The following is a 22,712-nucleotide window of genomic DNA, read 5'->3' as shown; positions in this document are numbered from 1 at the left end:
CCGGTCTACTGGGCCGGGACCCAGCCCAACCCGTCGTCGGAGGGCACGAGTTGACCGGACTCGGCCGTGCCGGAGGCGTCCAGCGGGCCGCCGTACAGGGCCTGCTCCTGGAGGTCTCTGCCGGTGCGGAAGGTCTCACCGACCACCCTGGTGGTCAGCAGCGGGTTCACCCGGTCGTCGGTGGTGGCCAGCTGCCCGACCGCGCCGTCCAGCTCGGCGGCCGCGGCGCTCCACTGTTCACCGAGCCCCCCGGGCCCCCCGAGCCCGTGGGCACGCAGTACCGCGCTGTCGCCGGAGACCAGCCCGCCGGCCAGCTCGGCGAACGCGGCCACCTCGGTGCTGTCGACCTTCGTGACCTTCTTCGCCGACCAGAAGTAGGACTCCTCGTTGCGCTCCATGTCGTAGAAGGCGATGAGGAACTCGTAGAACACCCCGTACTCGCGCCGGTAGCGCGCCTCGAACTCCGCGAAGCCGCGCTCCTCGGAGACACTGCCGTCGAGCGCGGAGTTCACCGCCCGGGCGGCCAACAGGGCTCCGTAGGTGGCCAGATGGACGCCGGACGACAGCACCGGATCGACGAAGCAGGCGGCGTCGCCGACGAGGGCCATGCCGGGGGTCCAGAAGTCCGTCTTCCAGTACGACCAGTCCTTGCGCACCCGGACCTGGTCGTACGGCGCCTCGGTCGCGGTCGGCACTCCGTCGAGCAGTTCGGCGACCTCGGGGCAGGCCCGGATCATGTCCTGCCAGGCGGCTCGCGGGTCCCGCTGGACGTCCGGGTTGTGCTCGGGTGAGATCACCGCGCCGACGCTGGTCAGGTCGTCGCGCAGCGGGATGTACCAGAGCCAGCCGGCATCGAACGCGGCACAGAAGATGTTGCCCCTGTTCGGCTCGGGAAACCTGCGTCCGCCCGCGAAGTAGCCGAAGACGGCGAGGTTGCGGAAGAAGTCGGAGTAGACGCGCGTCCCGCCCACCCCGGAGTGGATCCGGCTGGTGTTGCCGGACGCGTCGATGACGTAACGGCCGTACGCGGTACGCGCGTTGCCGTCCGGGTCGGTGTACTCGACCCCGCGCACCCGCTCGTCGTCGGCGACGATCCGGCGTACCGGGGTGCCCTCGCGGACCTCGGCGCCGACGCGGGCGGCGTTGCGCAGCAGGATCTCGTCGAACCGGGACCGCTCGACCTGGAAGGCGGTCGCCGTGGGTTCGGGCAGCCGGGGTGTCATGGAGAAGGAGAACTGCCACGGTTTCGGGTCGCGGCCCCAGCGCAGTGTGCCGCCGCGCTTGAGGGTGAACCCGGCCTCGGCCACCTCGTCGGCGACCCCGAGGATGCCGCACAGACCGTGCACGGTGGCGGGCAGCAGCGACTCGCCGATCTGGTACCTCGGGAAGGTCTCCCGTTCCAGCAGCAGCACCCGGTGCCCCCGCATCGCGACAACGGCCGCGGCGGTCGAGCCGGCCGGCCCGCCGCCGACGACGATCAGGTCGTACTCGGGATCCATGGGAGCTCCGGTTCTCGCGGGTCGTGGGGTCACACGGTCAGCCAGGCGCGGATCGCCGCGGCGGTGGAGCCCGCGTCCTGGTGGACGACGGTGTAGTGATCGCCGGGTACGTCGGCGCTGTCGTGGGGCAGCGGCCAGTGCGGCAGCCAGTCCCCGTCGGCGTCGATGCGCCGCATCTCGGGGGTAGGGCGGCCTCGCAGCAGCAGCGTGGGCACGGGGGCCGGGGTGGACGACCGGGTGGGTGAGGGCTTCGCCGAGGGCACGGGAGGCGGCTCGGAGGCCGACGCGGGCGGCGCCTCGGGTGACGGTCCCGAGGGCGCCGCGGGGTCCCATCCCTCCAGCACGCGCGCATAGCCGCCGCCCGCGATCAGCAGCGAGTCGTCGAACTCCTCGACTACGTCGTCCGGAAGGGCGGCGCCGGCGGCCATCAGGGCGAGTGCGCGCGCGTCGCCGCGCTGCAGCAGGCCCGCGTGGGAGTCGATCAGGACGACACCGGCCGTGGGCTCGCCGGTACCGGCCAGATGGCGGGCGACCTCGTAGGCGATCACCCCGCCCGCGCAGTAGCCGACCAGCACCACGGGGCCGCCCCGGGCGATCTCGCGCACCGCGTCGGCATGCGCCCGCACCAGCGTGTCCATCGAGTCCGGGACCGCCCTGCGCGCCCCGAACCCGGGATGCTCCAGAAAGAACAAGTCCCGTTCGCCGTCGAACCGTTCGGCCAGCGCGGTGGGCACGCGATGGAAGGGGGCGAGGTAGTCGGGGACGTACACCAGAGCCGCGGCGGTACGCCCGCCGGCCGCGTCCGCGTCGCCGCCGCGGGTGAGCAGGACCGGCTCGACGGTGTGGTGGGCGCGGTCGGCTGCGGTGAAGGGAGGCAGGGCGTACGAGGCCACGTACCGCAGGGTCATCGCTTCCAACGGGCCTTGTTCGCGCAGGACACGGTGATAGACGGTGCTGAACCGGTAGGAGGGCGACGGGAGTTGGCCCGCTGCCTCGGGGGTCGCGCTGTCCGGTCCGGTCGGCGCCGCGGGTCCGTCCGAGGCTCCGGCGGCGGCGTGCGACAACGCGCCCGCCTCCCGCAGCGCGGCAAGGACGTGCACCGCCAGCCCCTTGAGCGTGGGGTGTTCGAGGACGACCGACGGCGCCAGCCGCACCCGCGTGAACGCGCTGAGCCGGTTGCGGAACTGAAGGGCGGTCAGCGAGTCGAAGCCGAGCTGTCCGAACTCCCGGTCGGCGGGAAATGCGTCCGCGTCCGGGAAGCCGAGCACCGCGGCCAGTTCGGCCCGCAGCAGACCGGCCAGCACCGTCTCACGGTCGGCGTCGGCAGTGGCCAGGAGCGTCTTGCGCCAGGCACCGGGGGCCTGAGGGGAGGCGGACGCGGCGGGCGCCGGGGCCGGGCGCGCCGGGAACAGGTCCCCGAGCACCGACGGCACGCCCGGACCGGCCGCCGTGACACGGCCGAACGGAACGGTGACCAGCACCGGTTCCGCCGTGCGCAGCGCGGCGTCCAGCAGTTCGACACCCTCCTGCTCGGTGACCGCGGGCACCCCGTCCCCGGCGAGCAGGCTGGGCGCGACCCGGCCCGCCATGCCCTCGTCGTGCGCGGTGGTCCATGGACCCCACGCCAGGGACTGCGCGGGCAGGCCCCGGGCGACCCGGTGTGCGGCCAGCGCGTCGAGGAAGCCGTTGGCGGCCGCATAGTTGGACTGCCCGGGCCGGCCCAGCACACCGGCGGCCGAGGAGTACAGGACGAACGCGGCCAGCTCCAGGCCCTCGGTCGCCTCGTGCAGATGCCAGGCGGCGTCGGCCTTGGGTGCCAGCACCCCGGCGACCCGTCCGGGCGTCATGCCGTCCACCACGGCGTCGTCCACCACGCCGGCGAGATGGAACACGGCGGTCAGGGGCGGCTCGCAGGACGCGACCAGCGCGTCGACGGCGGCCCGGTCACTCACATCACAGGCCACCACCCTTACCTGCGCGGCCAGTTCGGCCGCCCAGTCGGGCGTACGGCCCCGGCGGCTCGCCAACAGCAGTTGCCCTGCGCCGTGTTCGGACACGAGGTATCGGGCGAGACTGGCTCCGAGCGCGCCGGTGCCGCCGGTGATCAGCACCGTGCCGTCGGGGTCGAGGGCGGGTGGCCCTACGGGCGCCGAGGCTGTTGTGGCCAGCCTGGGCACCATGACCGTGCCTTCGTGCAGGGCGAGTTCGGGTTCTCCGGTGCGCAGGGCCGCTTCCAGTGCCGCGGGTGTGGCGGTAGCGCCGCGGAGGTCCACCTGCACGATCCGGCCGGGGTGCTCGGACTGGGCGCTGCGCACGAGTCCGGCCACCGCTGCCTCGGCCGGGTCCGGGTCGTCGCCGGTGGCGTGGTGGGTGAGCACCAGCAGACGGCCCGGGCGGGCGTCGGCGACCCAGTCGCGTACGCGGGCGAGCACGGCCGTGACGAGGTCCCGGACACGGTCCGTCATGTCCGGGGGCGGGTCGGCCGACAGGTCCCCCACGTCGAGCAGTTCGTGCGCGGTGTCGGCGTGTCCGGCTTCCGGCGCCGGCCGCCAGGTCACCTTGTACAGCTCCGGGGGCCGGACCCTGGTCACCCGGGTGACGAGGGACTCGACGGTGGCCAGCGGCCGCCCGTCCACTCCGGTCAGCGTCACCCGGACCTCGTCGGGCCCGAGCCGTTCCAGACGCGCCCTCGCCGCGGTGGCTCCGGTCGCGTGCACGGTCAGGTCGGTGCAGGCGAGCGGGACCCGCACCTCGCCCGCTCCCGTGCCGGGCCCCTCGCCCGCCCGTTCGGCGAGCAGCGCGGCGTGCAGTGCCGCGTCGAGGAGCGCGGGATGCAGGGCGTACGCGCCGGCGTCGGACGCCTCCGTCGGCTGGAGCGCCAACTCGGCGTAGATCTCGGTGCCTTGCCGCCACAGCGCGGTGACCGCGCGGAAGGCCCTGCCGTAGTGGTGTCCGTGGGCGGCGAGCCGCGGATAGTCGACCGTGATCTCTTCGGCGCCGGCAGGAGGCCACGGCACGGGCGAACCCGCTCCGGTCACGCCCGCGGAGTCGTCCGGGCCGTCCGGCCCGTCCGGCCCGTCCGGTCGGGCGACCGTCGCCGTGGCGTGCCGGGTCCATGGCCCTGACGTGCCGGCCGTCCGGGCCCACACCGTGACCCGCCGTTCCCCCTCCTGTCCCGGGGCGTCGGCGACCACCTGGATCGGCACCTCGTCGGACGCGGGCAGTACCAGCGGTTCGTGGAAGGCCAGTTCGGACAGCCGTGCGGAACCCGCTGCCGCCCGCAGGGCCAGCTCGGCGAAGACCGTCGCGGGCACCAGCACCCGGTCGCCGATCACATGGTCCGCGAGCCAGGGCTGACGCGCGGTGGACAGCACACCGCTGTACCGCGTGCCGGGCCCGTCCGCGTCCGGCTGCGCCTCGCCGACCAGTACCTGGCCGTCGCCGTCATGCCCCTGAGGGATGTCGAGCCAGTAGCGCTGCCGCTGGAAGGGGTAGGTCGGCAGGGCACGCCGTCGGGCGCCGGTGCCGGCGTACACGGAGGGCCAGTCCACCGGCACGCCGTGCACATGCAGCTCCGCCAGGGCCGCGGCCGTATCGGCACCGCAGGTGAACAGCGTCCCGGAGTCCGGTTCGACGCACTCCTCGGCGGCCGTGCTCAGCGCCGCCGACGGTCCGGCCTCCACGTACGCGGTCGCTCCCGCCCGTGCCGACCACTCCATCGCGTCGGCGAAGCGCACGGTCTCGCGCGCCTGCCGTACCCAGTACGCGGCGGTCCGGACGGCGTCCGGTTCCGGGCGGCCGGTCAGCGTCGACACCACAGGCAGGGACGGCCGGTGGTAGGTCACCGACTCGGCGACCTCCCGGAACCGGTCCAGCATCGGGTCGAGCAGCGGCGAGTGGAACGCGTGACTGACCCGCAACCGGGTCGCCCCGCGCCCGAGCCGGTCGGCCAGGGCGGTGACCGCCGCCTCGTCGCCGGACAGCACCACGGACTCGGGTCCGTTGACCGCCGCGACGGCGACCTGGGCGCCGGGCATCTCGTCGAGGCACTTCACCACGTCGGCCAGGGGCGCCCGAACGGCGATCATCGCGCCGCCCGGGGGCAGTTCGGCCATCAGGCGGCCACGCGCGGCCACCAGCCGCACCGCGTCGCTTCGCGAGAACACCCCGGCGATGTGCGCGGCGGCCACCTCGCCGATCGAGTGGCCGATCAGGAAGTCCGGTCGGACACCGCAGTCGGCGAGCAGGGCGTGCAGCGCGACCTCGTAGGCGAACAGGGCGGGTTGGGCGTAGTCCGTGCGGTGCAGGAGGTCGCTGTCGGGGTCGTCGATCACCTCGCGCAGGGGGCGATCGAGCAACGGGGTGAACGCGTCGCACAGTTCGGCGAAGACGGCGTCGAACACGGGGTGGGCCGCGGCCAGTTCACGTCCCATTCCGGTCCGCTGCGCACCCTGGCCCGTACAGAGCAGTGCCACCTTGGGGTTGCCTCGCGCGATCCCCTTGCGCAGCGCGGGACCTTCGCCGCCGTCCGCCAACTCCCGTAGCCCTGCGAGGAGTCCACCGGCGTCGGCGGCCAGTACGGCGGCGCGGCGGGGCAGGGCCGTCCTCGTGGTCGCGAGCGAGTACGCGACGTCCAGGACAGCCGCGTCCCCGTCCACGTCGGTCAGTGCGGCCGCCAACTCGCGGCCGTGAGCGCGCAGTCCGGCCTCGTCGCTGCCGCTGACCAGCCAGGGGAAGGTGCCGGGCAGTCCGGAGCGGACGTCCCCTGAGCTCCCCGCCGCGCCCTGCGGCTGCTGGGGTTCCTCGATGATGACGTGCGCGTTGGTCCCGCCGATCCCGAACGACGAGACCGCCGCCCGGCGCGGCCGGTCACGCCCGGGCCAGGGCCGGGCCCGGTCCAGCAGCCGTACCGCCCCCTCGGACCAGTCGACGTGCGGTGACGGCTTGTCGGCGTAGAGGGATCTGGGCAGGGCGCCGTGGCGCATCGCCTCGATCATCTTGATGACGCCGGCGACTCCGGCCGCGGCCTGGGTGTGCCCGAAGTTCGACTTGACCGATCCCAGCCACAGCGGGTCGTCCGGGTCGCGGTCCTGGCCGTAGGTGGCGAGCAGGGCGCCCGCCTCGACGGGGTCGCCGAGCGCGGTCCCGGTGCCGTGGCCCTCGACGATGTCGACGTCGGCGGTGTCCAGTCCGGCGTCGGCCAACGCCAGCCGGATCAGCTCCCGTTGGGCCTCGCCGTTGGGTGCGGTGAGGCCGTTGGACGCGCCGTCCTGGTTGACGGCGGAGCCGCGCAGCACGGCCAGTACGGGATGGCCGTTGCGGCGGGCGTCGGACAGCTTCTCCAGCAGTACCAGGCCGACGCCCTCGGCCCAGGCGGTGCCCTCCGCGCCGTCCGCGAAGGACCGGCAGCGGCCGTCCGCGGCCAGCCCGCGCTGCCGGCTGAACGCGACGAACGGCTTCGGACTGGTGAGCACGGTCACCCCGCCGGCCAGCGCGAGCGTGCACTCACCGGCCCGTAGCGCGGTGGCGGCCAGGTCCATGGCGACGAGGGACGACGAGCAGGCCGTGTCGACGGTCAGGGCCGGTCCGCGCAGGCCGAGGACGTAGGAGATCCGCCCGGAGGCCACACTGCCGGACGACCCGACGGCGAGGTGCGACTCCAGCGGGTGCGCGGAGCTGCCGGCGCCGTATCCGCCGTGCATGAGGCCGACGTACACGCCGGTGGCGCTGCCGCGCAGCGCGTGTGCGGGGATGCCGGCACGCTCCAGCGTCTCCCAGGCGACCTCAAGGAGCAGCCGGTGCTGCGGGTCCGTGGCCGTGGCCTCGCGCGGCGAGATGCCGAAGAACAACGGGTCGAAGTCGGCCGCGTCGGTGAGGAATCCGCCGCGTCGGGTGTACGTCGTGCCGAGCCGGTCGGGGTCGGGGTGGTAGAGGGCGTCGACGTCCCAGCCTCGGTCGGTCGGGAACTCGCCGGTGGCGTCCACCCCGTCGGACACCAGTCGCCAGAGGTCCTCGGGCGAACGCACCCCGCCCGGGTAGCGGCAGCCGACGGCCACGATCGCGATCGGTTCGGCGGCGGGGCCGCGGCGCGGGAGTGCCGTCGCGCGGGTGCCGTCGCCGTGCAGCGTCGCGTCCAGGTGCGCGGCGACCGCGGCGGGGGTGGGGTGGTCCCAGACCAGGGTGGCGGGCAGCCGCAGCCCGGTGCGGAGACCGAGCCGTTGCCAGAGGGTCATCGCGCCCATGGAGGTGAGCCCGAGGTCGGCGAAGGCGGTGTGGGGGTCGATCGCCGCCGCGTCGGTCACGGGCGCCTCACCACCGGCCGCCGCGCTCGCCCCGCCGATCGCGGCGGTCTCCGCGCACACGAATTCGGTCAGCGCCGCCCGTCGTTCCCCGGGTGTCCGTTCGGCGAGGCCCGCGAGTGCCTCCTCGGCCGGGCGGGCGGCGAGGCCCTCCCGCAGGACGGCCCGCCGTGGCTTGCCGGCCGCGGTGCGGGGGATGGCCGGGGTGAACAGGATGTCGTCGGGCACCTTGTGCGCGGAGAGCACCTCGGCGCAGGCCCGCAGCAGACCGCCCGGATCCAGGGCCCGCTCCCCCGGTACGACGAACGCGACGGGGACCTCGCCGAGCAGTGGATGCGGCCGCGCCACCACGGCCGCGTCCAGCACGCCGGGCAGCCCGCACAGCACCTGCTCGACCTCCAGGGGGTCGACGTTCTCGCCCCCGCGGACGATACGGTCGTTCGCGCGCCCGGTGACGGTGAGGCACCCGTGCTCACCGAAACGCCCCAGGTCACCGGTGCGGTACCAGCCGTCGCGGGCCGCTTCGCCCCCGCCGTGGACACCGGCCCCGTCGTGATAGCCGAGCATGACGCCCGGCCCGCGCACCCAGATCTCCCCTTCGGTGCCGTCGGCCTCCGTCCCGTCACCGGGGTCGACGAGCCGCACCTCCATGCCGGGCAGCACGGTGCCGCTGCTCCCCCGCACCCGCGGTCCCGTCAGTGACTCCATCGCGATCTTGCCGCAGGTCTCGGTACTGCCGTACCCGTCGAGCAGCGGTGCCCCGAGCCGTCGCTCGACCCGCTCCCGCAGCTCCGGTTCGCTCGGTGCCCCGGCGGTCACGCACACCCGCAGCGAGGGCACCTCACCCAGTCCGGCGTCGAGCAACTGCTGGTAGGTGAGCGGCACTCCGCCCAGGACGGTCGGCTCGTACTCCTCGATCAGCCGCATCAGAGCCGCCGGTTCACGGGAGGCGGTGATCCGTGCGCTCGCCCCGGTCACGGTCGTGCCGAGCACGCAGAGCGAGTGGGCGTAGGTGTGCGAGAGCGGCAGCGGCCACAGCAGTCGGTCGTCCGCCGAGAGCCCCAGCCGGGGCACATAGCAGGCGACCGGCGACCAGAGCGCGGACCGCTGACTGGCGGCGGCTGCCCTGGGCGTGCCGGACGTGCCGGAGGTGTAGAGCAGCCAGGCGGGCTCGTCCAGACCGAGGTCGTCACGGGGGGCGGGTGAACGGCCGTCCGCCACAAGGTCGTCGAAGCGCTCGACGCCCTCCGGCGTGGGCCCCTGCCCGGTCACCACCAGGCGCGGTGACCGCTCCCCGACCACACTGGCGATCCGCGCCAACTGCCGCCGGTCGACGACCAGTACGTCGGGATCGCAGTCGGCGAGGAGCGCCGCGAGTTCGGCGTGGGTGCCGCGCGGGCTCAACGGCACACCCACGGCGGCGGCCCGGACCGTGGCGAGCAGCCCCTCGACCAGCTCCACGCTGTTGTCGAGACAGAACGCCACCCTGGCCCCGCGTCCGACTCCGAGCGCGCCCGCCAACCGCCTTGTCCGGAGCTCCAGTTCGGCCCAGCTCACCTGCCGCCGGTCGTCGACGAACGCAAGCTTGCCGCCGTGGCGAGAGGAGTTCTCGACCAGCGACTCCACCACCGGCCGGACGTCGACCACTCCCCCGACGCGCATCGGGCCTCCTTCTGGATCACCGAGTCCGCACCGTATCCCGCCCGCGCGGCCGATCCGCATCTCAAGTGCGGTTCGGGCAACAGGAGTCGACCGAATCGAGCCATCAAGGCGGGCCCGGCCGGGGGGAGTCGGCCGAGCCGGCGTCATCGGCCTCGCGCGCGGGCGCTCAGCGCCGGGCGGCACCCTTTCGAGGGGCGCGGGGAACTGCGCGACCGGCCACGGCGGCGCCGCACGCGCTCATCGACCTCGCGCGGCACATCGAGGCGCTCAGTGCCGGGCGGTGTCAGCCCTCGTCCGCAGCCAGCCGCAACGAGATGCTGTTGATGCAGTACCGCTGGTCCGTGGGCGTCGCATACCCCTCGCCCGCGAACACGTGCCCGAGGTGGGAGCCACAGCGCGCGCAGCGCACCTCGGTCCGCACCATCCCGTGGGCCCGGTCCTCGATCAGCTCGACCGCGTCGGTGTCCTTCGGGTCGTAGAAGGAGGGCCAGCCGCAGTGGGACTCGAACTTCGTGGTGGAGGTGAACAGTTCGGCACCGCAGGCGCGACAGGAGTAGACGCCCTCGGTCTTGGTGTCGGTGTACTCACCGGTGAAGGCCGGCTCCGTCGCGGCCTGCCGCAGGACGGAGTACTCGGCCGGGTTCAGCTCGGCCCGCCACTGCTCGTCCGGCTTTTCGACGTCGTACGACATGAAGTTCAGCCCCTTACTTCGCGAGACGGTCCAGGATCAGCGGGCCGAGGTCGGTGACGTCGCCCGCGCCCATGGTGAGAACGAGATCACCTGCCTTCGCCATTCCCGCGACCGCCGACGGCACCTCCGCCCCGTCGTGGACCGCTGTCACGTCCGCGCCGGCGGCCCGTGCCGCGTCGATGATCAGCGCGCTCGTCACCCCGGGGACCGGGTCCTCGCGGGCCGGGTAGATGTCCAGGACGAGCGAGCCGTCGGCCAGCGCGAGCGCCTCGCCCATCTCCTTGCCGAGTTCCTGTGTCCGCGAGAACAGGTGGGGCTGGAAGACGACCAGGATGCGGGCGTCACCGGCCGCCGCGCGCATGGCCTCCAGGTCGGCCGTCATCTCGGTGGGGTGGTGGGCGTAGGAGTCGATGACCTGCACCCCTGCCGCCTCGCCCTTCAGCTGGAGCCGGCGCTTGACGCCGGTGTACGCGGCCAGGGCGGGCGCCAGCTCGGCGGCGGGGACCCCGAGCGCGACTCCCGCGGCCAGCGCGGCCACCGCGTTGTGCGCGTAGTGACGGCCGGGCACGGAGACCGCGAAGGTGAGCTCCGCACCGTCGAGCAGGACGGTGACCTCGCTCTTCAGTCCCTGCGGGACGACCGACAGCACGCGTACGTCGGCGTCCTTCGAGTCGCCGTACGTCACCACGCGCACGCCGCCGGCCGTGACCCGCCGGGTCAGCTCCCGCGCCCCTTCGTGGTCCGCGTTGATCACCAGGGTGCCGCCCTCGGTGATGCGCTCCACGAACGTCTCGAAGGACTCGTAGATCTCTTCCATCGACGCGTAGTTGGCGTGGTGGTCGAGTTCGACGTTGAGGACGATCGCGACCTCGGGGGCGTACTTGTGGAAGCTGCGGTCCGACTCGTCGGCCTCGGCGACGAAGATCTCGCCGTCGCCGTGCAGGGCGTTGGAGCCGGGGGCGTCCAGGTCGCCGCCGATCGCGTACGACGGTCGCAGCCCCAGCGTGGACAGGGAGACCGCCAGCATCGAGGTCGTGGTCGTCTTGCCGTGGGTGCCCGCGACGGCGATCGGCCGCAGTCCGTACATCAGCGAGGCGAGGGCGTCGGACCGGTGCACCACGGGGATGCCGAGCTCGGCCGCCCGGGCGAGCTCCGGGTTGTCGGCCCGGATCGCCGACGACACGACCACACAGGTGGCGTCGGACGCCAGGTGCTGCGCCGCGTGCCCGATGTGCACGGTCGCCCCCAGCGCGCGCAGCGCCTCGGCGGTCGCGGACTCCCTGGCGTCGCTGCCGGCCACCTTCGCCCCGCGCTGCGCGAGGATCTTCGCGATCCCCGACATCCCGGCCCCACCGATACCGATGAAGTGCGGTCGGTCCATGGCGGTAGGAAGGCCGGGTGCCATGCGTGTGTCTCCCCAAGTGGTGCGGTACGGATGCGGGGCCAGCCTATGCCTTGCTGTGCGAGAACAGCTTCAGCACCGGGACGCCCACCTTGTGACGTGCGCGGGACGCCCAGTCCCGGTGGAAGAACTCCTCCACGTAGTGGGGGTCGGTCAGGACGATCACCTCGTCGGCGCCGATCTCCTCGACCAGCCGCTTCAGCGCGTCCAGCGGGTGGTCCTCGATGAGCCGCCCCTCCGCCGCGCTCCCGGAGACTCTGAGTGCCTGGAGGGACACCTCCAGTGCCTGCTGCCCGACGTCCTTCGCGGCCTCGCCCTCGGGTGTCTCGCGCTCCCGGACCGCTTCGTCCAGCTCGCCCAGCGCCACGTCGTCGATGGCCCGCAGCAACCGGTCGGCCTGGTCGCCGCGCGGCTGGAGCAGCACATGGAACGCGACGGACTCGTCACCGTGCAAGGTGGTGACGAACTCCACGTCGGCGGACGTCAGGGCCTTCTCGATCATCAAAACGCTTGTGAACACCGGGCGTCCCCTTCTCTGCGCGCTGTGGTCTGCGGAAACCATCCTGCCCCGTGATCGCACGGGTACTGCCGGAATCAGTGTGCCCGCCGGAAGCCAACCGGAACGACAGATTCCGTCGATGTCGGCACCAGCGGTACTGATCGAACTCGCGTCCGAACAGTCACGCCCTGCGGTACCTGCTGAAGAGGAACCCGTCCTCCTCCAGCAGGGAGTCCAGTACGAACCGGGCCGGGACCGCGACCGACGGCCCCCCGGCGATGCGCTGCGCGCCCCCCGCCGTGAGCATCGGGGACAGGGTCAGACACAGCTCGTCGAGCACCCCGGCGGCCACCAGCTGGCCCAGCAGCCGGGGGCCGCCCTCGGTCAGCAGCCGGGTGTGCCCGAGTTCGGCCAGCGCCCGTACGGCCCGGGCGGGGTCCACGCCGACACCGTCCCCGGCGATCACCACCCGCGCGCCCGCCTTCTCGGCCGCGGCGATCCGGTCCGGGGCCGCCGCGGCGCCCGTGAGGATCAGCGTGGGCACCAGGGGCGAGGTGTACAGCGGGAGCGAGAAGTCCAGGTCCAGACTCGCGGTGATCACCGCGACCGCCGGAACCGGGCCCTGTCCGGCCGCCTCCCGCATCCCCGCGAACTCGTCACGCACGCGTGCGGGCCGGTACCCCTCCTGGCGTACCGTTTCCGCACCGGCGATCACCACGTCCGCCAGCGCCCGCAGCGTCCCGAAGATCCGCATGTCGGTCGCGGTGGAGATGGGCTGCGAACGGCCGTCGTGCTGGGCGGCGCCGTCGATCGTGGAGACCATGTTGGCGCGCAGCCAGACCTCGGGGGTGCCGGGGCCGGGGCCGAGCTCGGGGTACGCGTAGGCGGTGGCCAGCTCGGCGAGACTCCAGTCATGACCGGACCCCGGCTCCGGGCTCCGGATCGCTGTCTCGTCGGTCACAGGGAACAGGCGTCGCATGTCGTGCAGTGTGGCACGGCCCTTAGCATGGTGAACCGTGTCTACTTCCCCCGCCGCGTCCGGGTTCGGCCCGATAGCCGAGACCGCCCCGCCGTCCCTGTGCGACCGTGAGCCGCACGTCCCCGCGGACCGGCTGGTCGCCGAGATGGTGCCGCCGCCGCGGTTCGACTCGGTGCGGTTCGACACCTACCTCCCGGACCCGAACCAGCCCAGCCAGACCGAGGCCGTCCAGGTCCTCGCGGGCTTTGCGGCGGGACTCGGCGGCGCGCACGCGCTGGGCGGCGGCAAGCGCGGTTTCCTCGGCTTCGGCAGGCCCCGCGAGCGGGCCAAGGCCCCCGCCGGCCCCCGGGGCGTCTACCTGGACGGCGGCTACGGCGTCGGCAAGACCCACCTGCTGGCCTCCCTCTGGCACGCCACCCCCGCCGAACCGTCCCTCAAGGCCTTCGGCACCTTCGTGGAGATGACCAACCTGGTCGGCGCCCTCGGCTTCCAGAAGACGGTCCAGACGCTCTCCGGCCACCGCCTGGTCTGCATCGACGAGTTCGAGCTGGACGACCCCGGAGACACCGTCCTCGTCTCCAGCCTGCTCGGCAAGCTGGTCGACGCGGGCGTGGCGCTCGCCGCCACCTCCAACACCCTGCCGGGCAAGCTCGGCGAGGGCCGGTTCGCCGCCGTCGACTTCCTGCGCGAGATCCAGGGCCTCTCGGCGCACTTCCGGCCCCTGCGCATCGACGGCGAGGACTACCGCCACCGCGGTCTGCCCGAGGCGCCGGCGCCGTTCGCCGACGAGGAGGTCACGAAGGTGGCGTACGCCACCGAGGGCGCCTCGCTCGACGACTTCCCGGGCCTGCTGGCGCACCTCGCCAGGGTCCACCCGAGCCGGTACGGCGCCCTGACCGACGGGCTGAGGGCGGTGTGCCTCACCGATGTCCAGCCGGTGCCGGACCAGTCGACGGCACTGCGGCTGGTGGTGCTCGCGGACCGCCTCTACGACCGCGAGGTGCCGGTGCTGGCCTCCGGCATGCCCTTCGACCGGCTGTTCAGCGAGGAGATGCTGAACGGCGGTTACCGCAAGAAGTACTTCCGTGCGATATCCCGGCTCACCGCGCTGGCCCGCGACGCGAAGGGCCTGGTCGAGGGCGCCTGAGGCCCTTCTAGCGCGCCAACTCCACAAGATCAAGAGTCGGTTCGCGCCAGACACCCGCCGCGCTTCAGCCTCTCTTCAGCTCGAAACGTTAAGTTAACCCTGCAAACAACTTTGCCGAGCTAAGGTGTTTCTTGACCAGTCATTGACCAGTGGTTGGTCAGACCTAGAAGTGAGAACTGCAGGGAGGGGGACGTATGTTCCGAGGTGCGACGGCACGGACCGTGCTGACCATCCTCGCCACCGTCCTGCTCGCCCTCCCGTTCTTCGCACCGACCGAGTCCTTCGCATCCGCGCACACAGGCCGTCAAGCTGAGGCCAAAGCTCAGACCGGAACCAAGCTGTCCGGCAAGGCACTGCGCGCCGAAGCCGCCTCGAAGCGCCACTGCAACCCCGCGGGGGATCCGACCGGTCCCCTGCGCACCCGCGACCGGCACCGCGCCATCGGTTTCGCCCCTGAGGGGCCCGAGCGCCCGCTGTCGGTCCAGGAACCGGCGGCCACCGGCACGAACCAGGTCACGTCCGGCGGGTTCACGCTGTCCAGACCCTCGACAGCCCATACCCCGGCGGCACTTCAGGTCTTCCGCTGCTGACAGCAGAGCAGTCCCCCACCTCTGTTCCCCCACCTGTCATGTAAGCCCGACGCGCATGTGGCGCGCCGGGCACGTCCGACGCGCCGCTCGGCGCGCCAGGAGGAGTCCCCCCATGCAGCCCCTCATCGACAACGCCCGTACGTTCGGACAGCGCCCTGAGGAGTTCGCCAAGCTGGCCGAAGGCCAGTCCCCCCAGGTTCTGTTCATCACCTGCTCGGATTCCAGGGTCGTCCCGGCCCTGATCACGGGCGCCCGCCCGGGCGAGCTCTTCGAGCTGCGCACCGCGGGCAGCATCGTCCCCCCGTACGCCTCCGTGCACCCCACCAGCGAGGCCGCCACCATCGAGTACGCCGTGGAGGTACTGGGCATCCGCGACATCGTGGTCTGCGGGCACTCCCACTGCGGCGCCGTCGGCGCCCTGGTCCGCGGCGACGACCTGGATGCCGTACCGGCTGTGCGCGACTGGCTCACCAACGCCACCCCGCGTCCCGCGGGCGCGCCGGAGGACCCGTGCGTCACCGAGGGCGTGCAGAGCCACGTCCTGGCCCAGGTGCTCCGTCTGCGGTCGTACCCCTTCATCGACAAGAAGCTGGCCGAGGACCAACTGACCCTGCACGCCTGGTACTACGAGGTGCACACGGGCGCGGTGCGCGTCCACCGCGCCGAGACCGACGCGTTCGAGGGTCTGTGATCGCCATGATGACCAAATACCCTCACCTGCGGCAGGACTTCGCCGCGTCCCTGGTCGTCTTCCTGGTCGCGCTCCCGCTCTGCGTGGGCGTGGCCGTCGCCTCCGGCGTCCCCGCGGAACTCGGGCTCGTCACCGGCATCGTCGGCGGTCTGGTCACCGGTTTCCTGCGGGGCAGCAGCCTCCAGGTCTCCGGCCCTGCCGCCGGTCTGACAGTCCTCGTCTTCGAGGCGGTCGACGAGTTCGGGCTGCCCGCGCTCGGTGTCATCGTGCTGAGCGCCGGTCTGATCCAGCTCGCCATGGGCGCCCTGAAGCTGGGGCGCTGGTTCCGGGCGATATCCGTCTCCGTCGTCGAGGGCATGCTGGCCGGTATCGGCCTCGTGCTCATAGCCGGACAGCTGTACTCCGCGGCCGGACTGAAGGCGCCCACCACCGGCATCGACAAGGTGCTGGGGCTGCCCGGTGCCGCCATCGACGCGCTCGGCAGCACCACCGCGCTCGCCTCGCTGGCCGTCGGCGCGGGCACCGTCGCGGTGCTGGTGCTGTGGAAGAAGCTGCCCAAGAAGGTGCAGACCGTGCCGGGCGCGCTCGCCGCGGTCCTCCTGGCCACCGCCATCACCCAGGTCTTCGGACTGTCGATCGCCACCGTCGAGGTGAACGGCCTGCTGGACTCCGTCCAGCCGCCCGGCACCGAGGCGTTCGGCGAGCTGGCCAACCCGGCGATCTTCGGCACCATCCTCGCGTTCACCCTGATCGCGTCCGCCGAGAGCCTGTTCAGCGCCGCCGCCGTGGACCGGCTGCACGACGGTCCGCGCACCGAGTACGACAAGGAGCTCATGGCCCAGGGCGCGGGCAACGCGGTCTGCGGCGCGCTCGGCGCCCTGCCCATGACCGCGGTCATCGTGCGCAGCTCCGCCAACGTCCAGGCAGGCGCGCGGACCAAGGCGTCCCGGGTCCTGCACGGCGTATGGCTGCTGCTGTTCGCGGCCCTGCTGCCGTCGACCCTCGCCCTGATCCCGCTGCCCGCGCTCGCCGGCATCCTGGTCCACGCGGGCTTCAAGCTGATCCCGTTCCGGGAGATCGTGTCGCTGTGGCGCGGTCACCGCGGTGAGGCACTGATCCTGGTGGTCACGGCCGTCTCGATCGTCGCGGTGAACATGTTCGAGGGCGTGCTGATCGGTCTGGCGCTGTCCGTCGCCAAGACCGCCTGGGAGGCCTCGCACCTCAAGCTGGAGATCGTCGACAAGGGCGCCGGCCCCATCCAGGCCCACCTGTCGGGCAACGCGACCTTCCTCAGGCTGCCGAAGATCCTCGACAGCCTGGAGTCGCTGCCCCAGGACCGGCCCGTGGAGCTGGACCTGTCCGGCCTGCACCACCTGGACCACGCCTGCCGTACGGCGCTCGAGAACTGGGCCGAGCGACACAGCTCGGTCGGCACGGAACCGGTCCGGGTCACCGAGCCGGAGCCAGCGCGGGCTACCGCCCCGTAGCCCGCGCCCGTCTGGTCCGGAGCCGATCGTGGCCCCGGACCAGGCACCGGGCATATCGTTGCAGGAGCAGACATAGGCACCTCTCGACGAGGAGGTCGCGATGCTCCCAGAACTGTTGGCGGCGGCCGCGGCGACCGGTTCCGCGGGGATCGTCTACCTCGCGGCGGCGGCCCGGGTCGTCAAGCAGTACGAGCACGGGGTGGTCTTCCGCCTCGGACGCCTCGCGGGTGAGGTGCGCGAGCCCGGATTCACGCTGGTCGTGCCGTTCGTCGACCGGCTGTACAAGGTGAACCTGCAGATCGTCACGATGCCGGTGCCGGCCCAGGAGGGCATCACCCGGGACAACGTGACGGTGCGCGTGGACGCGGTCGTCTACTTCCGGGTCATCGACGCGGCGAGCGCCCTCGTCAAGGTCGAGGACTACAAGTTCGCCGTCTCCCAGATGGCCCAGACCTCGCTGCGCTCCATCATCGGCAAGAGCGAGCTGGACGACCTGCTGTCCAACCGGGAGAAGCTCAACGAGGGCCTGGAGCTGATGATCGACAGCCCGGCCGTCGGCTGGGGTGTCCAGGTGGACCGTGTGGAGATCAAGGACGTGTCCCTGCCCGACACGATGAAACGCTCCATGGCCCGCCAGGCCGAGGCCGACCGCGAGCGGCGCGCCCGGATCATCAACGCGGACGCCGAACTCCAGGCCTCGAAGAAACTCGCCGCGGCCGCCGCGGAGATGTCCGAGCAACCCGCCGCACTCCAACTCAGGCTGCTCCAGACGATCGTGGCGGTGGCCGCCGAGAAGAACTCGACACTCGTCCTGCCCTTCCCGGTGGAGCTCCTGCGGTTCCTGGAGCGGGCGCAGGAGCATCCGGCCGAAAAGTGACACGAGGAGACGGAGCGGTGACAGGGGAGACGGGAGGGGACACGCTACGCGCGTGGTTCACGGAGTCCGACCCAGGTGATAGACACAGCGGGGTCACAGTCCTGTCCGCCAGCAGGAAGGTTGCTTCGCAATGTCCGCGACACGACGTCAGGTCCTCTCCCGCTCGGCCGCCGTAGGCGCCGGCATCGCCTTCACCGGCGCCCTCTCCGAACTCTTCGCCGGCACCGCCGCCGCCCAGTCCGTCGGCCACACCGGCTACGGCCCCCTCGTCCCCGACCCGAAGGGCCTGCTGGACCTGCCGAAGGGCTTCCGCTACAAGGTCCTCTCCCGCGAGGGCGACCAGCTCCGCTCCGGCGAGGGCAAGGTCCCCTCCAACCACGACGGCATGACCGCTCTGCCCGGCAGACACGGCCGGGTCCACCTGGTCCGCAACCACGAGAACCGTGTCACCGCGGCCATCCAGGTGCCGACGGTCAAGGGCCTCACCTACGACCCGGCGGGCAAGGGCGGCTGTACGGCTCTCACGCTGGACAGCCACAACAACGTGCTGTCGGAGCGCGTCGCCATCGCCGGTACGGCAGTCAACTGCGCGGGTGGGCCCACCCCTTGGGGCACCTGGCTGACCTGCGAGGAGACCGAGGACAGGGCCGGCACCAACGGCTACACCAAGGACCACGGCTTCATCTTCGAGGTCGACCCGGTCGACCCGCACCGCTCGGGGGCCGTACCGCTGACCGCGATGGGCCGCTTCCAGCACGAGGCGATCGCGATCGACCCGAAGCGCGGCATCGTCTACGAGACCGAGGACGCCTTCCTCAAGCCCTTCGGCCTCTTCTACCGCTTCCTGCCCAACAGGCCCGAGGGCGGCCTCGGTTCACTGCGCGCGGGCGGCCGGCTCCAGGCGATGCGGGTGCCCGGCGTGCCGGACCTGTCCGCGATCCAGGAGACCGGTGCCTGCTTCGAGGGCATCGAGTGGGTCGACGTACCGGACCCGCTGGCCACCGAAACCCCCGTCCGGCTCCAGGACTTCGGCCCGAAGGGCATCACGCACGCCCAGAAGCTGGAGGGCTGCTACTGGGGCGGGAAGAGCGTCTACTTCGTCTCCTCGTTCGCGCACAGCGCCGAGGGTTCGGCCGCCGACCACTTCGGGCAGATCTGGCGCTACGACCCGTCGGCGCGCCGGCTGACCCTGGTGATCGTCTTCGGCCCGGACACCGACATCCAGCTGCCCGGCGAGTCCCCCGACAACATCTGCCTCGCCCCCAGCGGCGGCCTGATGGTGTGCGAGGACGGCAGCGGCGCCCAGCACGTCTACGGCGTGACGAGGCACGGCGAGGTCTACGCGATGGCCCGCGGCAGGCAGAACATCGGGACGCCGGACGCCCCGGAGTGGGGCGAGTTCGCGGGCGTCACCTTCTCCCCGGACGGGCAGACGATGTACGTCAACTGCTACACGCCCGGGACGACCTTCGCAGTGACGGGGCCCTGGCGCAGGTAGCCGCCCTCCGCGACGGCTGGCGCGCCCCGGTCCCCCGGCGCAGGATCGAGGGACCGGACCCGGCCCTGAAGGGGTGCCCCATGGCGAAGAAGGGCTCGAAGGCCCGCGAGGAGACCGCTCTGCGCGAGGTGTTGCGCGTGCCGGGCGGCAAGCCGGTGGACCTGTCCGCGTACGACGCCCGGGACACCCCGGCCGGTCCCCGTGACAAGCAGGCGGGCCGGGCCGCGATGTCCACCCTGGCCTCCCCGCTGGCCGACCTCCAGGAACGCCTGTGGGCGGCGAGCACGGCGGGCGACCGGCGCCGGATCCTGCTGGTGCTGCAGGGCATGGACACCAGCGGCAAGGGCGGCACGGTCAAGCACGTCATCGGCCTGTTCAACCCGTCCGGCTGCCGCATCCACGCCTTCAAGGCACCCACGCCCAAGGAACTCGAACACCCCTTCCTGTGGCGCATCAAGAGGGTCCTGCCGCAAGCCGGCGAGCTGGGCATCTTCGACCGCTCGCACTACGAGGACGTCCTCATCGCCCGGGTCCGCGCACTCGCCCCGCCCGCCGAGATCGAGCGCCGCTACGACGAGATCAACCGGTTCGAGAAGTCCCTCACCGACGACGGCGTCACCGTCATCAAGTGCTTCCTGCACATCTCGTACGACGAACAGCGCGAGCGTCTCCTCAAGCGCCTGGACCGCCCGGACAAGCACTGGAAGTTCCACGTCTCGGACATCGACGAGCGCGCCCTGTGGCCCGCCTACCAGCAGGCCTACGAGACCGCCCTGGAGCGCTGCTCGACACCGCACGCCCCCTGGCACCTGGTTCCCGCCGACCGCAAGTGGTACCGCGACTGGGCGGTCAGCCGTCTTCTGCTGGAACACCTGTCGGAGCTGGACCCGCGCTACCCGGAGGCGGACTTCGACGTGGAGGAGGCCCGCAGGCGGCTGCTCGAACGGTGAATCCCGGGGTACTCGGGGCGCATGACCGAGAACCGGCACGTCAAGGGCTCGTACTGGCTGGAGACCGCGCCCGGCGGGTCCCGGCCGCCGCTGACCGAGGATCTCGACGTCGACGTCGCCGTGATCGGCGCCGGGATCGCCGGGCTCAGCACCGCGTGGGAGCTGGTGCGGGCCGGGAGGCGGGTCGCGGTCCTGGAGGCCGGCCAGGTGGCGGCCGGGGTCACCGGGCACACCACCGCCAAGCTGACCGCCCTGCACACGCTGATCTACGACGGGCTGCGCCGTACCCGCGGTCCCGAGGGCGCCCGGCTGTACGCGCGCTCGCAGAGCGAGGCGATCGAGCGGGCCGCCGAGGTCGCGGACGAGCTGGGCGTCGACTGCGACTGGGAGCAGCGCAGCGCCTACACCTACGTCTGTGACGCGGACCGGGCCGACGAGCTGCGGGCCGAGGCGGCGGCCGCCCGGGAGGCGGGGCTGCCGGCGTCGTTCGTGACGGAGACCGGGCTGCCGTTCCCGGTGGCGGGCGCGGTGCGGGTCACCGGTCAGGCGCAGTTCCATCCGCGCAAGTACCTGCTGGCGCTGGTCGAGGATCTGGTCAGCTCCGGGGCGGCCGTGCACGAGCACACCGCCGTTCTCGGACTCGACGAGGGCGAGCCGTGCCGGCTGTCGACCGACACCCGGGCCACGGTGACGGCCCGGGACGTCGTGGTCGCCACCCACTACCCGATCTTCGACCGGTCCCTCCTGTTCACCCGGCTCTCCCCGCGCCGTGAGCTGGTCGTCGCCGGGACGATCGACCGGGAGCAGGATCCGGACGGCATGTACATCACACCGGAGGAGGGCACCCGCTCGGTCCGTACGGCTCCCTGGAACGCCGACCGGCGCCTCCTCATCGTCACCGGCGAGCACTTCACACCCGGCACGGGCGACACAAGGACCCGCTTCGACACCCTCTCCGCCTGGGCCCGGCGGCGCTTCCCCGACGTGGACCTCACCCACGCCTGGGCCACCCAGGACAACGACCCCACCGACACCGTGCCGCTCGTCGGCCCCCTGCACCCGGGCGCCCGGCACGCCTACGTCGCCACCGGTTTCGGCGGCTGGGGCATGAGCGGCGGGATCATGGCGGGCCGGCTCCTCACGGCGCTGATCACCGGCGAGGAGTGCGCGTGGAGCGAGCTCTACGACCCGCGCCGTCTGCTCCCGACGGTCCGCGAGGCCCCGTCCTTCCTCAAGGCCCAGGCACAGGTGGCCGGCCACTTCGTCGGCGACCGTCTGCGCCCCGCGCCCCCGCTGGAGTCCCTCCCGCCCGGGGAGGGCGCGGTGGTCCGCGTGGACGGCGACCGTCTCGCGGTCTACCGCGACGACGCCGGTGCCCTGCACGCCGTGTCCCCGCGCTGCACGCACCTCGGCTGTCTGGTCGCCTTCAACGGCGCCGAGGACGCCTGGGAGTGCCCGTGCCACGGCTCCCGCTTCGACACGGACGGCAAGGTGATCCAGGGCCCGGCGACCCGGCCGCTGGAGCAACGGGACATCTGAGCGGGTGACGTCACGGCCGGGCCGGCCATGCAGATAAGGCATATCGCCATACGTTCATACGGTGATCACTCCCGTACGCCGTGCCCTCGCCGTCTGCGCCCTGGGCGCCGCCCTCACCGCCTGCGCCACCCAGGCGCCACAGGCCCCCCGAGCCGTCCGCCCCGCCCCCACCACGACCGCCCCGTCCGCGTCCGCGCCCGCCACCCTCGCTCCCGGCCCCGGCGGTCTGACCCCCGTCTTCACCCACGGGTCCCGTACCCACGGCAGGACCGTCGCGCTGACCTTCGACGCCGACATGACGGCAGGTCAGGGGGCACGGGCCGCGGCAGGCGAACACTTCGACAACCCGGGGCTGATCGCGGCGCTGCGGGCGCTGAAGGTGCCGGCCACCGTGTTCATGACCGGCAGATGGGCCGAGGAGTACCCCGACCAGGCCCGTTCCCTCGGGCGGGATCCGCTCTTCGAGGTCGCCAACCACTCGTACAGCCACTACGCCTTCACCGACGACTGCTACGGGCTGCCGACGGTGTCCGGTGACCGGATGCGGGCGGACGTGGAGCGGGCGTACACGGCGTTCCGGGCTGCGGGGGTGCCGAATGCGATGCCGTACTTCCGCTTTCCCGGCGGCTGCTACGACCGGCGGGCGCTGCGGGCGCTGACCCCGGTGGGCGTGACCGCCGTCCAGTGGGACGTGGTGAGCGGGGACGCGTTCGCGACGGACGCGGAGGCGGTGACCCGGCAGGTGCTGGAAGGGGTGCGGCCGGGGTCGGTGGTGGTCATGCACTGCACGCGCAGCGCCGCACCGACGACGGAGCGGGTGGTGCGGGCGGTGGTCCCGGAGCTGCGTGAGCGGGGCTTCCGGTTCGTGAAGGTGTCCGAGCTGATCGGGTCCTAGGCTGGAC

Annotated in this window: 15 protein-coding genes; 9 read left to right on the top strand and 6 right to left on the bottom strand. The window is 72.6% G+C overall.

The annotated features are described in order from the left end of the window. Positions 1-5: 5 nt before the first annotated feature. The 6 genes from OHT57_RS37520 to OHT57_RS37495 form a co-directional block, all read right to left on the bottom strand. Positions 6-1,499: a tryptophan 7-halogenase gene (locus tag OHT57_RS37520; protein ID WP_328751219.1), complete on the bottom strand. Its 1,494-nt coding sequence runs from the start codon at positions 1,497-1,499 to the stop codon at positions 6-8. Positions 1,500-1,528: 29 nt separating this feature from the next. Beyond that, positions 1,529-9,460 (bottom strand): type I polyketide synthase, encoded by a 7,932-nt coding sequence (locus OHT57_RS37515; protein ID WP_328751218.1) that lies wholly within the window; start codon positions 9,458-9,460, stop codon positions 1,529-1,531. Positions 9,461-9,743: 283 nt separating this feature from the next. Beyond that, positions 9,744-10,151: a peptide-methionine (R)-S-oxide reductase MsrB gene (msrB, locus tag OHT57_RS37510; protein WP_328751217.1), complete on the bottom strand. Its 408-nt coding sequence runs from the start codon at positions 10,149-10,151 to the stop codon at positions 9,744-9,746. A gap of 13 nt (positions 10,152-10,164) precedes the next feature. Further along, on the bottom strand, positions 10,165-11,556 hold the full coding sequence (murC, locus tag OHT57_RS37505) for a UDP-N-acetylmuramate--L-alanine ligase (RefSeq protein WP_328751216.1): 1,392 nt from the start codon (positions 11,554-11,556) through the stop codon (positions 10,165-10,167). A gap of 43 nt (positions 11,557-11,599) precedes the next feature. After that, complete coding sequence (locus OHT57_RS37500; protein WP_328751215.1) at positions 11,600-12,073, bottom strand: indole-3-glycerol phosphate synthase; 474 nt, start codon at positions 12,071-12,073, stop codon at positions 11,600-11,602. Between the two features lie 160 nt (positions 12,074-12,233). After that, positions 12,234-13,031, bottom strand: coding sequence for a pyrimidine reductase family protein (locus tag OHT57_RS37495; RefSeq protein ID WP_328751214.1), 798 nt, complete (start codon positions 13,029-13,031; stop codon positions 12,234-12,236). A 37-nt stretch (positions 13,032-13,068) separates the two neighbouring features. Here OHT57_RS37495 and zapE point away from each other — a divergent pair, with 37 nt between their 5' ends. The 9 genes from zapE to OHT57_RS37450 all read left to right on the top strand — a co-directional run bounded on the left by zapE (position 13,069) and on the right by OHT57_RS37450 (position 22,705). Further along, a complete protein-coding gene (gene zapE / locus OHT57_RS37490) occupies positions 13,069-14,178 on the top strand; it encodes a cell division protein ZapE (RefSeq protein ID WP_328751213.1) in 1,110 nt (369 codons plus the stop codon). A 194-nt stretch (positions 14,179-14,372) separates the two neighbouring features. Beyond that, positions 14,373-14,768, top strand: coding sequence for a hypothetical protein (locus tag OHT57_RS37485; protein WP_328751212.1), 396 nt, complete (start codon positions 14,373-14,375; stop codon positions 14,766-14,768). 112 nt (positions 14,769-14,880) lie between these two features. Next, on the top strand, positions 14,881-15,459 hold the full coding sequence (locus OHT57_RS37480) for a carbonic anhydrase (RefSeq protein WP_328751211.1): 579 nt from the start codon (positions 14,881-14,883) through the stop codon (positions 15,457-15,459). Positions 15,460-15,464: 5 nt separating this feature from the next. Further along, complete coding sequence (locus tag OHT57_RS37475; RefSeq protein ID WP_328751210.1) at positions 15,465-16,946, top strand: SulP family inorganic anion transporter; 1,482 nt, start codon at positions 15,465-15,467, stop codon at positions 16,944-16,946. 100 nt (positions 16,947-17,046) lie between these two features. Beyond that, positions 17,047-17,823, top strand: coding sequence for a slipin family protein (locus OHT57_RS37470; RefSeq protein ID WP_328751209.1), 777 nt, complete (start codon positions 17,047-17,049; stop codon positions 17,821-17,823). 130 nt (positions 17,824-17,953) lie between these two features. Continuing rightward, positions 17,954-19,321 carry a PhoX family protein gene (locus OHT57_RS37465; RefSeq protein WP_328751208.1) on the top strand — a complete coding sequence of 456 codons (1,368 nt, stop codon included), beginning with the start codon at positions 17,954-17,956 and terminating at the stop codon, positions 19,319-19,321. A gap of 80 nt (positions 19,322-19,401) precedes the next feature. Then, positions 19,402-20,271 (top strand): polyphosphate kinase 2 family protein, encoded by an 870-nt coding sequence (locus OHT57_RS37460; RefSeq protein ID WP_328751207.1) that lies wholly within the window; start codon positions 19,402-19,404, stop codon positions 20,269-20,271. Between the two features lie 21 nt (positions 20,272-20,292). After that, on the top strand, positions 20,293-21,810 hold the full coding sequence (locus tag OHT57_RS37455; protein WP_328751206.1) for an FAD-dependent oxidoreductase: 1,518 nt from the start codon (positions 20,293-20,295) through the stop codon (positions 21,808-21,810). Positions 21,811-21,871: 61 nt separating this feature from the next. Next, on the top strand, positions 21,872-22,705 hold the full coding sequence (locus OHT57_RS37450; protein WP_328751205.1) for a polysaccharide deacetylase family protein: 834 nt from the start codon (positions 21,872-21,874) through the stop codon (positions 22,703-22,705). Positions 22,706-22,712: the final 7 nt, after the last annotated feature.

Source organism: Streptomyces sp. NBC_00285 (genome assembly GCF_036174265.1).
Lineage (GTDB): Bacteria > Actinomycetota > Actinomycetes > Streptomycetales > Streptomycetaceae > Streptomyces.
Note: the sequence above shows the minus strand (reverse complement) of the source record. Positions and strands in the feature narration are given on the sequence as shown.